Raw genomic sequence first — 13061 nt, 5'->3', positions numbered from 1 at the left:
GAGTCGAGGTCCAGTGCGGCCAGTCTCGCGGCGGGGGTGTACGCCTTCGAGGCGGGGGCGATGAACCCGACACCGGCATCGATCATCGCCGAGACATTGGTGTAGGACACCAGTTTGGAGTCCCCGATCAGCAGGAACTCCTGGGGCTTGGCCATTTTTTGCAGTTCGGTCATAGCGCCCACTACCTGGGCCACTTCCCCGGCTCCGCCGTCGTAGGCTCGGTGGAAGACCGGCACGCCGCCGTCGCCGGTGGCCGCCAGCCCGGCCTGGATCTGTTTCAGGTCGAGGCGGCGGTCTTTGGGATGCCCGAACTTCGGCGCCGGGTGGTCGGCGTCGATCTGCTCGTAGGCCCCGTACAGCGAGATCGACGTCATGTCCCAATGAAGCCGGGAAGTGTCCAAACCGAACACGGAGATCGCTTGCGCTCCAACGGATCCCACGATCCGGTCGAGCTCGGGAGCGATCGCGTCCAGCGCGCGGCCGATCCGGTCGTCGTTGAGCAGTTCGGGGTCAGCGCCGAAGACTTCTTCCACTGCGTGTTCGCGTGCCCACTCGGTCACCCGGACCAGCGGTGCCGGTGAGGTCAACCGGTTGGCGACCAGTGCTTCGATCACCTGCCCGTGGGTCAGATGGGCAAGATCCCGTATCGGGCAGGCCCGATCGATAATGTCGGCCAGGTCCAGACGGTGACAGTAATCAGCGATCACGGGCAACGCGCCCAGCTGCTTCTCGATGCTCGCACCGACGTACCGGGCCCGTCGCCGTTCACGTTGATCCACGACCGAACACCCTGTCAGAGCCCTTGAACGGGAAGACACAGGCCCGGCCGATCAACTCACCTATGCCCATGTGCGGATGACGGGGCTAGCGGAGAGGCTGCGAAGTTCCACGTGCCAGAGCGGAGAGGAAGCGTCGATCAACCTGACGCGCCCGAGCCCGGCGGAAGTAGCCGCATCGTGAAAGCTTTTCCGGCCGTGCCCATTCTCTTCGACGATATGTCGGTGCTACACGAGCCGAAGGCGGTGGTCGGTGACGTTCTCACCGCAACGAAGGAACCGCTGAAAGCGCTTGGGGGAAAATGTGAATCGCATACGTCGGGAGATCGGATTGCCAGTTTCGTCGCGGCCGCCGGCGGTGCGGCGCGGGGGAGCAGCAGCCATCACCGCCAGCGGATTGAGGTGGCCACAGTCGGCTCGATTACGTGGACCTCGGCGGAGCAGGGCCGTTCCTGAGCCGAGACCCCGCTTGGCTGGCTCAGGCAGCTTCGGCCGGCCGGAAAAGATTTTCGGGCGGCGCGATGAACTTTCACTGGCGGCGCATCGAGGTGTTTATCAGCCGCAGAGGCGTCCTCAAGCTCAGTCGACTGCGGAGGAGAACTGCGGCATCGAAACCGCCCGAATGCGGGCCGATTCCGGCTTCGGCTCTTCGACCGGAGTCGCGTCGAAGAGCGCTTCCTCGACGGGCTCGGGCTGCTCGACCGGCTCCGGGGCGACCGGCTCGGCGGCCTTCTTGCTGAGGTGCTCGCGGGTGCGCTGCGCGGCGCCGCGGATCTGCTCGGTCAACTGCTTGTTGGCCTGCCGGGCCTGCTCCTCCTCGCGCTCCTGCTGGCGCGTGCTGCTCGTCGGCTCGGGCTTCGGGGAGCGTGCGGCCTTGACGTAGCGGTTGAGGACGGCCCGGAGTTGTTGGGCGTTCTCATCGTTCAGGTCAATTTCATACGTCACACCATCCAACGCGAAGGTGACGGTGTGGTTGGCCGGGGACCCGTCGACATCATCGACGAGTTCGACCTGAATCCGCTCGGCCATGATCACCTGTCTCGGGAACGTGCCCCGCCTCGATCCGCGACACTTGCAGGTAAGACTACTGCGAGCCTTAACCACGTTGTAGCACGCTGCGGCACAGTTGTCTCGTACTCAACCATAGAGCAGCTCGTTGCCCAGCCGATAACCGCCGGGCGGGTCACATGCCGCCGCGTCCGGCGACGGTACGTGGCCACCAACGACAGTAGCCGCTGCGAGTCAATCCGGAGAATGCAATCCAGCGCACATCGTAAAAATTCCGGCGGAAGCTGGATCATTCTTGCAGCGACCGTTTATTGTTCGCTCGCTCTACTCCGCGCCGGCGGGGCGGAGAAGAGCGAGGTCTCATGTCGGTGACGGCGGGCATTTCGGGCATGCTCCTCCTTCGCCGCGCAACCTCTTGATCGTCGACCACGGCGCACTGTAAAGAACACCACCTACGGGATGACCCGCAGGCTGAAGTTGCGCAACTGGCTGGATGCCGTGGCCTACGTGGTCCGCTCGAGAATGATCTGATAATACTGGTGCTGGCGCAGTGTTGACCAGGCGCCCGGAGTGGTGAACTCCACGCGCCGGACGTCCCCGGCCAGTCGGCCGAACGGGATCAGCATCCAGGCCATCGATGCGGTAACAGCTCCGAACGCGACGGCCATTGTCAGCGGTAGGAGATGCCCTTTGAACCTTCTGTCGCGCGGCTGTCCGTACCTGACCGGTTCTGTTGGCGCGGCGTCAGCCGGTGCTGTCAGCTTTGCCCAACCCATGTTCGAGTGCTTCCCTGCGAGCGATCACGTCCAACGCATCAAGCCATGCTGTCGCTTCGCTTCCGCGTCCGCAGGCGTGTACGAAGGCAGTCAGCAATTCCGGACGCGGCAGCCTCTTTCCACCTAGAACGTCGGCCAACGTGCTGCGCGCCAAAATCTCACCACGCGCGGCTGCGCGCTCCTCCAATTGCCGGTAGGTCAGCTGTGACTCTTGCTTGAGCCGTCGCATCAGCGTTACGAACTCCACAACGTCGCGCGGCTTTACCCCCAGGATTTCCATACCTGCCATCTTCGTCGGTTGCGCATCACTCGGCATCGTCCGTTCGAGCTGTCCGATACTCGGTGCGAGGCCAGCTGCGCATCCGGACAAGGTGGTGACCAGTCGTTATCGACTCGGACATCCCGGGACAGAGCACGTGTGTTGACGTGGACTCCGTCGCGCCAGCAAGATTTCCGACGTCCGGCCCGCCCGTTTCTCGGCGGGAATGAAGAAATTCGTATCGGAACCAACTGCGGTTGCAACGTCGCCACCATCGACGCGCCCGGTCACGGCGGCCGCACGGCACACGACGAGCAGGAGATCGCCGCACACAGCAGGAAATGGCAGCGGGCGAGCCGGTTGGTCCGATCGTCGTCCGCTACAACGCCCACTTGGCGGAGCGTGCCGTGCTGGAGTGGCAGACGATCCTTGACGCCTCCAGGAGCTGCCGGAGATCAGCGCCGAAGGGACGGTCGGCTACTTTGGCCCGAACATGGGCACCGCGATCGGGGTGCCGTTGGCGGCGGTCGAACCGGTCACCATTCCGGTGTAGTTCGTGCTCCAGTGGGACGACGAGCACATCCCGCGCGAATCCGATCTCGCGTTGTTCGACGCCTTCGCCTCGAAAGAGAAGACGTTGCACGCCAACGCGGGCAAGCACAAGGAGTTGCCCAGGTTCGAGGCCGACAGCGCCGTCCTTTTCTTCGCCCGGCACTTCGGCCGGGCCGTCACGTCAGCGGCCCGACCTAGCGGCTATTGGCGCACGGCCACCAGTCGGGCGCCGATACCACCGGCCGCTCGTTTTCCGGAAAAGTTGTCCGATCTGGCGTGAATATCCGGGAAACGGAAGGAGAGCCAGCCTTCGAGACCTATGGACCTTCGGGCAAAAGTGCACGCGCAGAGAGGCACCGTCCCGGATCACAGTTGTACTGCTGTTCGAATGCCTGCCAATTTGGTTCTTCTGCGTACGACGAGCCCACGGCCCGAATTTTGGAGATGCTAGTGACCTTGATCGCTCTTTCCTGGTTGGTTGGAGTTGCTTACGCCATCGGTGGCGTGGCCAAACTGGCGGGGGTCGGGGTGATGCGGAAAGACGCTGAGCACTTCGGGTTTTCCTACCGCCTGTATCGGCTGATCGGCGCGCTCGAACTGCTGGGCGGTATCGGCGTCGCCGCCGGTCTGTTGCTGAAGCCGATCGGTCTGGCCGCCGCGGCGGGCTTGGCGCTGTTGATGGCGGGCGCAGTCGTAGCGCATGTCCGGGCTAAGGACCCTGTCGGCAAGACCGCTCCGGCCGCTGTGTGCGGATTGCTGTGCATCGCGATCATCGTCTTGCACGCATTGTCCTTAGTAGACTGAGCAAGGGGCGCTGGGGAGTGCAAATGCAGGTGAAAACAGCAAATTCACTGCGCGGGTTCGTCGATGACGAACATATACGACATCTTGACCCGCTGGACTTCGATATCCGGCTTCCCTCCCTGTGGGAGGCGAATGCTGCGGGTGATGTGAGAGCTCTGCTCGCCATACTCAACGACATTCTTCCGTCACTGGAAACGACGAAGGCGATGTCGCTGCCCGAAAGTGTGGCTACAATACGGGACCTCGGCATCGTAATGGGCTCCGTCAAGAGGCACGGCGTTGAACCAGTGGTCGCGATTCCCGAACTGGAAGCGCCGTTGCGTGCCATAGGCGAACGCACCGGCATGATCCCACGGGACACCATCCATCACTACATACGGTGGAATCCGACGGGGCGGCGTGAGCGCATGTACACGGGCGAGCCGATGGAGAAGTTGCTCATGGCCTCTGTGCGCATCAGTTTGCCCAGGCTGAGCGCTGCTGTCGATGTGTGCACCGCTCTGCACACCGCCGAGGCCGGTGATCTCGACTTCGCCTTGGCTGCCAACGAACTCGCCGCCTTGGTGGGGGCAATGGAGGACTCGATCGACACGGTGATCGCCGATGTGACCCCAGAGTTCTTCGCTCGCACGATTCGCCCGTACTTCGAGGACATCCGAATCGGTGAAGATACCTTCCTCGGTCCGGCGGCCGCGCATGTACCGCTCGCGCTGGTCGATCTGCTGCTGTGGGCGAGCGACCACAGCGACAGCGAATACCTGAAGTTCGTGCACGAGTCCGCCATCTATGGCCTGGAGCACTGGCGGCCTTTGTACCAGGAGTGGGGGAATGCTCCGTCGCTCGCGGCGCGCGTGATTGGCGCTCTCGAGCGAGGCCCGAAGGGTGAAGTCCCGCTCGCGATGCACGCGAGCGTGGAGGCGCTGTGCCGAACACTCCGCTCGCTCATGGTCTTTCGCGGAAAGCACCTGACGGTCGCGCGCAAGGCGTATGCGGACGAGGTACGGCTGTACGAACTCGGCAGCGGTGGGGGGAGCATCGGTCTCCTGACCAACATCACGAGCCTGGTCAAAGGAATGTGGCACATGCTGCGCGGGCCTGCCCCCCGGAACACCAGGAGCGCGACATGACCACATTAATCGACCAAGGAGAAGCTACGTGCGGACACTGATCGTCGGTGCGGGCATAGGCGGACTCGCAGCCGCGCTGTGCTTGCATCACGCGGGTGTCGACGACGTCGTCATTTTGGAGGCTGCCGAGTCCATCGATCCGCTCGGAGTCGGGTTGAACATTCTGCCCAACGCGGTCCGGGTGCTCAGTGAACTTGGTGTATTCGAGCAGCTCGCCACCAAAGCCATCCGCACCAGCGAGCTGCGCTACTACAACTGTCACGGCAATCTCATCTGGAGCGAGCCGCGCGGCTCCACGGCCGGGTACAGCTGGCCGCAGTTGTCCGTGCACCGCGGCGATCTGCAGATGACGCTGCTGGAAGCTGTGCGGGACCGCCTCGGCGAGCAGGCCGTGATCACGGGCTCGCCCGTTGGCGCAGTTCACGGTGCCAATGGTCGCGCGAGCGTCGAGGTGACTCGCACCGACGGCACCAGCGCTGTTCTGGAGGGCGACCTCGTGATCGGCGCGGACGGTATTGACTCCGCAGTCCGCGGCGCGTTGTACCCGGACGAGGAAAGTGCACCAGGCAACGGAATGGTGATGTGGCGGGGTACTTCCTGGGTGCAGCCATTCCTCGACGGCCGCACGATGGTCGTGTCGGGCGACGACGTCAGGCGGATCGTGCTCTATCCGATCCGGCGAGCCCGTGACACGGGTGAGGTTCTCGTCAACTGGGTGGCAGCGCAGCCAGCGCACGGGGAACTCCCGGTATCCGGTCGGCGGGTTGACCTGGCGCGGTTCCGCGAATCCTTCGACAGTTGGCGGTTCGACTGGCTCGACATTCCCGGCATCATCGCCGCCGCCCCGGAGATGTACGAGTATCCCATGTTCGATCGAGACCCCTTGTCAAGGTGGACATTCGGCCGGGTCACGCTGCTCGGCGACGCCGCCCACGCGATGTACCCAATGGGTTCCAACGGGGCCACCCAAGCGATCACGGATGCCCGGGCGCTGGGGAATGCGCTGGTGGAATACGACTCCATCGACGAAGCGCTGTTCGCTTACGAGGCCGAGCGCAGGCCGATCACCACGCAGTTGCAGATCAGCAACCGAAACATGGGGCCGGAGTCCGTGATCACGGTCGCCCACCAACGGGCGCCGGACGGGTTCTCCGACGTCAGCGAGGTGTTCACGCCGAACGAGCTCGCCGCAGTCTCCCAGAATTACGCGCACACCGGCCGGTTTTCCATTGACTGGGTGAACACGAACACGAACACGAACACGAATCCGATTCCAGACGACAAAGGGCTCAACGCATGAACATTTCGCGGACCCGAAGCGGCCGATGGGGCCGCACCGACGGGCGCAACGCGATTGCCGTGGTTGGCATGGCGTGTCGTTTTCCTGGCGCAGCTGGTGTCGCGGAACTGTGGGAACTGTTGCGCGCCGGTGCGGATGCGACCGGGAACACGCCGATCGAGCGATACGACATCGAAGCGATGTACTCGCCGGACCCGGCACCGGGCAAGGTAGTCAGCCGCCGGTCGGGATACCTGGACGGCATCGACCAATTCGACGCCGAATTCTTCGGGATGTCCACCAACGAGGCGAAAAACCTCGACCCGCAGCAGCGGCTGCTGCTCATGACCGCTTGGGAGGCGCTAGAAGATGCCGGGCAGGCGCCCTCGGCCATCGCCGGCAGCCGCACCGGCGTCTACGTGGGCAACATGCACCTGGACTACTGGGATCTGGTCGCCAAGCGGGGTGCGGAGGCGATCAGCCCAGGGACGATCTACAACTACCGGTCCGTGCTGTCCGGCAGACTGTCCTACACGTTTGATCTGCGAGGTCCGAGCATCCCGCTGGACACTGCCTGCTCGTCGTCACTGGTCGCCGTGCACCTGGCATGTCAGAGCCTGCGTGCGGGCGAAACAGGTCTGGCGCTGGCGGCCGGGGTCAACCTGAAGCTGACTGCCGACGAGGACGTGCTCCTGTCCCAGATCGGGATGCTCGCGCCCGACGGCAGATGCAAGTTCGGCGACGCGTCTGCCAACGGCTTCGCCCCCTCCGAGGGGGTCGGCGTGGTCGTTCTGAAGCGCCTCGACCAGGCCCTCGCCGACGGCGACCGCGTCCGTGGCGTCATTCTCGGCAGCGCGGTTACCAATGACGGTGCGAGCAGCGGCTCGCTGCTCGCACCGTCGATCGAGGGACACGTGCAGATGCTGCGTTGGGCATACGAGGACGCGGGCGTAACGCCGTCCGACGTCGACTTCGTCGAAGCGCACGGCACCGGTACACCGATGATCGACCCGATCGAATTCGCCGGACTTGGTGAAGTGCTCGGTGCCGGCCGGGCGGAGGACCACCCGCTGTACGTCGGCTCGGTCAAGTCCAACCTCGGGCACACCGAAGGCGCAGCAGGCGTCGCCGCCCTGATCAAGACCATCCTGTGCCTGGAACACCGCGAGGTCGTGCCAAGCTTGCACTACAACGTCCCCAATCCGAAGGTGGCGTGGGACGAACTCCCGGTTGAAGTGCCGACCGGTGTGCACCAGCTGCATGACCGTGGGCGCCTCGCTGTGGCGGGCATCAGCGGGCAGGGCATTTCCTCGGTCAACACCCACCTTGTCGTCGGCGAGTCCGACCCGGCTTGGCGCGACACCGAGCGGCCGCCAGCAACCCGCGCCGCGTCCGTGTTCGCAGTTTCCGCACGCACCCCTGCCGCGCTCGATGACCTGGTGCGCCGGTATGTGCAACACCTGCAACCAGGCGGGGCCGGCGAAGGCCTCGAACTGCGCGACATCTGCTTTACCGCGGCCACCCGCCGCGACCACCACACTTGCCGTCTCGCGTGCACGGCGTCCTCCGCCAGCGAGCTCGTCACCAAGCTGCGTAGGCACCTCGACGGAGCTGGTGCGGGCCACACAGCGGATCCTGCCTTCGCCGCAGTCGTGGACCACTACCTTGCCGGTGGCAAGCCCGATTGGAGCGATGTTCTGGATCCCGCCGCCCATTACGTGGAATTGCCCACGTACCCGTGGCAGACCCGCAGATATTGGCTCGACAGCGTGAACGTGGCGGTGACCCCATGACCAGGACAGCGGTCCTCGCGGGGCTCGGGGCGTGGGCACCACCCCGGGTGGTCACCAACGACGAGGTAGCTTCGCGGATCGCGGAGACCGATGAGTGGATCAGAACACGAACAGGTATCGGGGCCCGGCGGGTGGCCGCACCGGAGATGTCGACTAGGGACATCGCTGTGCAGGCCGGTACACGGGCGTTGCGGTCGTCCAAGCTGACCACCGTAGACCATTTGGTGCTCGCGACCACGACGCCCGACCAGGTCATCCCGGCCACCGCGCCTTCGGTGGCGACCGAGATGGGGTTGACCGGTGTCGCGGCCTTCGACCTCAATGCGGCGTGTGCCGGGTTCGTGTACGGGCTGGGGGTCGCCACGGGATTGATCACGTCGGGTGTGGCAGACAGCGTCCTGCTGATCGCCGTGGACGTCTTGTCGACGATCACGAACCCCAACGACCGCATGACGGCCCCACTTTTCGGGGATGGCGCAGGTGCTGTCGTGCTGCGGGCAGGCGAGCAGGGAGAACCGGGCGTATTCGCGGGGTTCGACTTGCACAGCTCCGGTGAGCACGCGGACCTGATCAATGTCCCGGCCGGGATTCGAACGTATTCGATGCCTGACGCGGTCGCCGAGGAGACCGACAGGTACATATACATGGCGGGCAAGGAAGTTTTCCTCGCCGCGGTCGCCAACATGTCGTCGTCGTCCAGGACTGCGCTTGCCCGAGCAGGACACGTTATTGGTGACGTCGATCGAGTCGTCGGTCACCAGGCCAACATCCGCATCCTGCATGCGGTGGCAAAGCAGTTGGACCTCCCGCAGGACCGCCTCGTCACCAACATCGAGCGGTTCGGTAACACCTCGGCGGCGTCGATTCCGCTCGCGCTCGTCGATGGCGTGACCAGCGGAGCCTTGCAGCCTGGACATCTCGTCCTGATGACCGCGTTCGGAGCCGGATTCACCTGGGGATCCACGACAGTCCGATGGCCGGACCTCGCGGTCGAACCGGTTGACTGACCTGTCGAAGAGGCAAGGAGAATCTCGATGAGCGACACATATCGCCGTTTGACCGATGTGCTGAGCGGGTGGTCGAAGGTGGCAAGCCCAGAAATCACGCCGGAGATGGAGATCGATGCAGGGCTGGACATCGACTCGTTGACCCGGCTGGAGCTTTGCCTGGCGCTGAAGAAGGAATTCCAGCAGCCCATCGACGACGATCAGGTGTTCGCGGCGACCACCGTGTCGGACTTGCTCAACCTGCTGTCCACCCCCGAGTAGGCGTTGCCAGCCGAGCAACATCAGCCGTCTGATCGGGCTTCGTCTGCGGGGCGTAACTGTGCCCCCGCGGTCGGTCGGGGCGAGCGGGAGATCTCCAAAGGTTGATGAGCTCCGAGGGGCTGAGTACCGGTGCGCGGCACAGGGCGGACGTCTCGTAGGAGCGGTGAAGCAGACGGGCCACTATGGCCAACGCCGGGTCGGTGCAAGCGGTCAAGACTGTGACGGTGCCTGTCGCGAAGGCCCGTTTCGGGACACGCCACACCGGCCCGGCGGCAGCAAGCACCGGCCAGGGCAACGGTCGGCAGATCGGTGCTCAAGACACGACGGTCAGTTGCAGCACGGGGTAGGCCGAGCCCTGCCCCGTGCCTGATCATCTACATGGTCGCAGCAGCCGCGAGAACGTAACGCAGGCCCGCTGTTCACAAGTAGTGCCTTGTTAACTCGTGTTGTTGAAGGGCGCTTCCACTCGCGTCAGACGTCTTCAGCAACGATACGGCTAGGCACCTGTCCACACCCGCAGCTAGTGAGGGCGAACAGTCCTCACCTCGCGCCAAGTCAGCGCAAGGCCGGTGTGGAGCAGTTGGAGCGAACGGACCGTTTACGTCATCTATCGGGGCGGACGGGCCGTTCGCTTCATAGTCGGTGGTGGGGTGGTGGGGTGGTGGGGTTGGGGCGAACGGACCGTTTGTGTCGTCTATCGGGGCGGACGGGCCGTTCGCTTCATAGTTGGTGGTGGGGTTGGGTGGTTGGGGCGAACGGACCGTTTGTGTCGTCTATCGGAGTGGACGGGCCGTTCGCTTCATACTGGCCAGTGTTGATGCGCCACTGCGCAAACGAGCTTGGTGGTGCGGTTTCCGCGGCGGGCAGATCCCAGGCGCAGCGGAAGCCGACTGTTGCGCTGCGCCCGCATCCCAGTCCGGGCAGGAGCAGCTTCATGCTGAATTCCGGTGCCTGGCGTCCGCCGTCGAGGTACCACTCGAGCCCTCGGCCTGGATGTCGCTGCCGCCCTTGAGCATGACGAACCGGGTCCGCCCGTGTCGGAGTGCTCGCTCTCGGTCCAGTTCCAGATGGCGGGCTTGCCGCCTCGCAGCCGACCGGTCTCGCTGGCGAGTTGCCACTCGTCCTCGGTCGGCAACCGGCCGCCGCGTGACGCGCAGCGGTCGGCAACCGGCCGCCGCGTGACGCGCAGCGGTCGCCAACCGGCCGCCGCGCCGCGCGCAGTGCGCGCGCATCGTCGAGGTCCCCGAACGTCACCGGCTCGGCGTGCGTTCGCGCTGCCGGTCCGGTTCGGGCTCGCCGTTAGTCCTCTGTGGACGAATCCGAGGAGCGAGGCGGATCGCTTGCCTCGATGTGGTCCGCCGACGTGCTCGTCGGCGGACCACATCACAAGGATTACTTACTGGTCGACGCGCTGAGCGCGCTCTCCTCGTGGTGGGGCCAGCGGGCCGGTTCGCCGACGGGCTTGTCGCCGAGCACTGTGACGCGGCGGCCGACCCGGCGGCCGGTGTAGTCGTTCACGGCGTAGTGCTGGGTCGCTCGGTTGTCCCAGACCGCGACCGCGCCGGGGACCCAGCGGTAGCGGCAAACCCGTTGGGGGCTTTCGGAGACTTCGAACAGGTGGTTCAGCAGCGCGTCGCTCTCACCCGAGGTCAGCTGCGGGATTCGGCGGGTGAACATGCGGTTGACGTACAGCGAGCGGCGGCCGGTTTCCGGGTGCGTGCGCACCACGGGATGCTCGGCCTCGCTGCGGAACGAGCCGTTCGGGTGCTCGAAGACGTGCACTGCGGTGAGCCCTTCGAGCAGCTCGGACACCGGCGCGGACAGCGCTTCGAACGCCAGGTACTGGTTGCTCCACATCGTGTCCCCGCCAGCCGCCGGGCATTCCACGAGCTGCAGGACCGACGCGATCGGCGGCGAGGGGCTGAACGTGACATCGGTGTGCCAGACGTCGGCGCGCGCGCCCTGATCCGAGTCCAGCACCACCAGCTCGTCGTGCCCGGAAAGCTTCGGCAGGAACGGGTGCACCTCCAGTTCGCCGAACCGGCGGCCGAACGCCTTGTGCGCTTCCGGTTCGAGTCCGGCCGCGTCCGGGAAGAACAGCACGAGGTGGTTCAGCAGCAGTTCCCGCAGTCCAGCAGCAGTTCCCGCACCGTGGTGAAATCGGAGTCGGTCAGCGCGTCGAGCGGTACCCCGCGCACTTCCGCGCCGAGAGCCCCGGAAACCGGGCGCACGTCGAAACGGTTCTTGGTCATCTTTCTCCTTTCGCTTACGTTTTTCGGGCAGGGAGAAATGCCCTTTCGTCACCCGGGAAAAACATTCGAGCAATGGTTGACGAGAATTGTTCTGAATTGGCATTCTGGTCGTGCCGGATATAGTTTCCGGCGGCCCTCGAACCCCTTCGTCGAAAGGACGCTCATGCCGCACGATGCCGCTGCCGAGCTCGCCCGCCTCGTGGACCTGGCGACCCCGTTTGCGATCCGCACCGCGGTCGCCCTGCGGCTGCCGGAGTTGGTCGAGGCCGGCACCACCGGCCTGGCGGAGCTGGCCGCCGCGAGCGAGTGCGACGAGGACTCGCTCGCGCGGCTGCTGCGGCACCTGGTGTCCGTCGGCCTGTTCGCCGAAACAGCGCCGGGCGCCTACGGGCTCACACCGTTGTCGCGCGAACTGCTTGGCGAGGAACACCGCTGGCAGCGCGGCTGGCTCGACATCGGCGGCCCGGGCGCGAAGATGGACCTCGCCTACACCGGGATGCTGCATTCGGTGCGCACCGGCGAATCCGCGTACGGTCGGGTGCACGGCGTCGAGTTCTGGGCTGACTACCAGCGCGATGAACGGCTGCGGCTGTTCTTCGGCGCGATCATGGCCGCGCACGCCTGGCAGACCGGCCCGGCCGTGGCCGCAGAGTACGACTGGTCCGGGGTGCGACGGGTGCTCGACGTCGGTGGTGGGACGGGGGCACTGCTCTCGGAGGTGCTGCTCAAGCACCAGCACCTGACGGGCGCCGTGCTGGACCTGCCACCGGTGCGTCCCGAAGCCGAGCAGGCGTTCGCCGAGGCCGGGCTTTCCGGACGCGCGGAGTTCGTCGGCGGCAGCTTCTTCGATCCGCTGCCGGTCGGCTACGACGTGCTGCTGGTGTCGCGGGTGCTGACCGACTGGAACGACGAGAACGCCACGAAGATCCTGCGCCGCTGCGGCGAGGCCGCGGGGCCTGACGGACGCGTCGCGATCGTCGAGGTGCTCGCTGGCGAGGAGCACGCGAAGAACAACTCCTCGTTCGACCTGCAGTCGCTGACGCTGCTGGGCGGTCGTGAGCGCACCATCGCCGACTTCCACAAGCTTTCCGCGGCTGCGGGCCTGTCGGTGTACGCCACGCACCGCTGGCCGAGCGGGCTGGTCGTCGTGGAGTGCACGGGCTGACA

At 65.3% G+C, this 13061-nt stretch carries 15 protein-coding genes; 9 read left to right on the top strand and 6 right to left on the bottom strand.

All coding sequences use genetic code 11. From position 1 onward, the window contains the following. The coding region (locus tag SSPN_RS46470; protein ID WP_010312155.1) for an IS1634 family transposase at positions 1-779 on the bottom strand (779 nt) is incomplete at its 3' end. A gap of 195 nt (positions 780-974) precedes the next feature. Between SSPN_RS46470 and SSPN_RS0129575 the strand changes: the two genes are divergently transcribed. Continuing rightward, on the top strand, positions 975-1232 hold the full coding sequence (locus SSPN_RS0129575) for a hypothetical protein (RefSeq protein WP_029535832.1): 258 nt from the start codon (positions 975-977) through the stop codon (positions 1230-1232). Positions 1233-1355: 123 nt separating this feature from the next. Here SSPN_RS0129575 and SSPN_RS0129570 read toward each other — a convergent pair whose 3' ends face one another. The 3 genes from SSPN_RS0129570 to SSPN_RS46465 all read right to left on the bottom strand — a co-directional run bounded on the left by SSPN_RS0129570 (position 1356) and on the right by SSPN_RS46465 (position 2840). Then, positions 1356-1805 carry a histone-like nucleoid-structuring protein Lsr2 gene (locus SSPN_RS0129570; RefSeq protein ID WP_044575874.1) on the bottom strand — a complete coding sequence of 150 codons (450 nt, stop codon included), beginning with the start codon at positions 1803-1805 and terminating at the stop codon, positions 1356-1358. Positions 1806-2287: 482 nt separating this feature from the next. After that, positions 2288-2419 (bottom strand): hypothetical protein, encoded by a 132-nt coding sequence (locus SSPN_RS61860; RefSeq protein WP_272941773.1) that lies wholly within the window; start codon positions 2417-2419, stop codon positions 2288-2290. Positions 2420-2528: 109 nt separating this feature from the next. After that, entirely contained in the window at positions 2529-2840 is a 312-nt protein-coding gene (locus SSPN_RS46465; protein ID WP_010312145.1) for a helix-turn-helix domain-containing protein, read from the bottom strand. A 535-nt stretch (positions 2841-3375) separates the two neighbouring features. Here SSPN_RS46465 and SSPN_RS62305 point away from each other — a divergent pair. The 7 genes from SSPN_RS62305 to SSPN_RS46450 all read left to right on the top strand — a co-directional run bounded on the left by SSPN_RS62305 (position 3376) and on the right by SSPN_RS46450 (position 9642). Next, a complete protein-coding gene (locus tag SSPN_RS62305; RefSeq protein ID WP_010312143.1) occupies positions 3376-3651 on the top strand; it encodes a hypothetical protein in 276 nt (91 codons plus the stop codon). A 164-nt stretch (positions 3652-3815) separates the two neighbouring features. Continuing rightward, positions 3816-4175, top strand: a complete 360-nt coding sequence (locus SSPN_RS0129550) for a DoxX family protein (RefSeq protein ID WP_029535831.1) — start codon at positions 3816-3818, stop codon at positions 4173-4175. A gap of 23 nt (positions 4176-4198) precedes the next feature. Further along, the gene (locus SSPN_RS46455; RefSeq protein WP_044575085.1) at positions 4199-5302 is read left to right on the top strand and encodes a monodechloroaminopyrrolnitrin synthase PrnB family protein; all 1104 of its coding nucleotides are present in this window, start codon (positions 4199-4201) and stop codon (positions 5300-5302) included. Positions 5303-5330: 28 nt separating this feature from the next. Continuing rightward, positions 5331-6602, top strand: coding sequence for a flavin-dependent oxidoreductase (locus tag SSPN_RS0129540; protein WP_010312137.1), 1272 nt, complete (start codon positions 5331-5333; stop codon positions 6600-6602). Further along, positions 6599-8374, top strand: coding sequence for a type I polyketide synthase (locus tag SSPN_RS0129535; RefSeq protein WP_010312136.1), 1776 nt, complete (start codon positions 6599-6601; stop codon positions 8372-8374). The genes SSPN_RS0129540 and SSPN_RS0129535 overlap by 4 nt, the downstream gene beginning before the upstream one ends. Beyond that, positions 8371-9381: a beta-ketoacyl-ACP synthase III gene (locus SSPN_RS0129530; RefSeq protein WP_029535830.1), complete on the top strand. Its 1011-nt coding sequence runs from the start codon at positions 8371-8373 to the stop codon at positions 9379-9381. The genes SSPN_RS0129535 and SSPN_RS0129530 overlap by 4 nt, the downstream gene beginning before the upstream one ends. A gap of 27 nt (positions 9382-9408) precedes the next feature. Beyond that, complete coding sequence (locus SSPN_RS46450) at positions 9409-9642, top strand: acyl carrier protein (RefSeq protein ID WP_010312134.1); 234 nt, start codon at positions 9409-9411, stop codon at positions 9640-9642. A gap of 1392 nt (positions 9643-11034) precedes the next feature. Here the strand turns inward: SSPN_RS46450 and SSPN_RS0129515 are convergent. Together SSPN_RS0129515 and SSPN_RS60570 are read right to left on the bottom strand one after the other, a co-directional pair. Further along, complete coding sequence (locus SSPN_RS0129515) at positions 11035-11745, bottom strand: TauD/TfdA dioxygenase family protein (protein ID WP_010312133.1); 711 nt, start codon at positions 11743-11745, stop codon at positions 11035-11037. A gap of 8 nt (positions 11746-11753) precedes the next feature. Next, positions 11754-11894: a hypothetical protein gene (locus SSPN_RS60570; protein ID WP_010312132.1), complete on the bottom strand. Its 141-nt coding sequence runs from the start codon at positions 11892-11894 to the stop codon at positions 11754-11756. A 163-nt stretch (positions 11895-12057) separates the two neighbouring features. On the opposite strand from SSPN_RS60570, the gene SSPN_RS0129505 reads away from it, so the two are divergent. Continuing rightward, a complete protein-coding gene (locus SSPN_RS0129505) occupies positions 12058-13059 on the top strand; it encodes a methyltransferase (protein WP_010312131.1) in 1002 nt (333 codons plus the stop codon). Positions 13060-13061 lie beyond the last annotated feature (2 nt).

Origin of the sequence: Saccharopolyspora spinosa NRRL 18395, from assembly GCF_000194155.1 — a bacterium.
Classification (GTDB): Bacteria; Actinomycetota; Actinomycetes; order Mycobacteriales; family Pseudonocardiaceae; genus Saccharopolyspora; species Saccharopolyspora spinosa.
This window is presented reverse-complemented; position numbering and strand designations above follow the sequence as displayed.

Coding starts and splice junctions, on each gene's coding strand:
- SSPN_RS0129505 (WP_010312131.1), top strand. CDS start 12,058: ATGCCGCACGATGCCGCTGCCGAGCTCGCCCGCCTCGTGGACCTGGCG.
- SSPN_RS60570 (WP_010312132.1), bottom strand. CDS start 11,894: ATGACCAAGAACCGTTTCGACGTGCGCCCGGTTTCCGGGGCTCTCGGC.
- SSPN_RS0129530 (WP_029535830.1), top strand. CDS start 8,371: ATGACCAGGACAGCGGTCCTCGCGGGGCTCGGGGCGTGGGCACCACCC.
- SSPN_RS0129535 (WP_010312136.1), top strand. CDS start 6,599: ATGAACATTTCGCGGACCCGAAGCGGCCGATGGGGCCGCACCGACGGG.
- SSPN_RS61860 (WP_272941773.1), bottom strand. CDS start 2,419: ATGGCCTGGATGCTGATCCCGTTCGGCCGACTGGCCGGGGACGTCCGG.
- SSPN_RS46465 (WP_010312145.1), bottom strand. CDS start 2,840: ATGGAAATCCTGGGGGTAAAGCCGCGCGACGTTGTGGAGTTCGTAACG.
- SSPN_RS46450 (WP_010312134.1), top strand. CDS start 9,409: ATGAGCGACACATATCGCCGTTTGACCGATGTGCTGAGCGGGTGGTCG.
- SSPN_RS46455 (WP_044575085.1), top strand. CDS start 4,199: ATGCAGGTGAAAACAGCAAATTCACTGCGCGGGTTCGTCGATGACGAA.
- SSPN_RS0129570 (WP_044575874.1), bottom strand. CDS start 1,805: ATGGCCGAGCGGATTCAGGTCGAACTCGTCGATGATGTCGACGGGTCC.
- SSPN_RS0129550 (WP_029535831.1), top strand. CDS start 3,816: ATGCTAGTGACCTTGATCGCTCTTTCCTGGTTGGTTGGAGTTGCTTAC.